1 protein-coding gene is annotated in these 312 nt (G+C 49.0%); it reads left to right on the top strand.

From position 1 onward, the window contains the following. The coding region (locus EZM41_RS01250; protein ID WP_342449190.1) for a hypothetical protein at positions 1 to 312 on the top strand (312 nt) is incomplete at both ends.

Below are 312 nucleotides of genomic sequence, written 5' to 3'. Positions count from 1 at the left end.
GATGAGTACAAAGGCTATGTCTGGACAGCTCACGGGCGTTTCCCCACAAATACCCCGGGCTGGTGGGGCGGGGCCCATCCCTTCACTTTGCTGGACTGGTCCATTGTCCATAACGGTGAAATATCCTCTTACGGCGCTAATAAAAGATACTTGGAAATGTTTGGCTACAAGTGTATGTTGCAGACGGATACAGAAGCCATCACTTATATTTTTGATTTATTGCTCCGCAGACACGGGCTGCCATTGGATGTGGCTATTACTGCAGTAGCGGCGCCATTATGGTCCCAAATTTCCAGAATGGAGCCTGAAAAG

The sequence above is a fragment of the Acetomicrobium sp. S15 = DSM 107314 genome, from assembly GCF_016125955.1.
In the GTDB taxonomy this organism is placed as follows: Bacteria; Synergistota; Synergistia; order Synergistales; family Thermosynergistaceae; genus Thermosynergistes; species Thermosynergistes pyruvativorans.
Note: the sequence above shows the minus strand (reverse complement) of the source record. Positions and strands in the feature narration are given on the sequence as shown.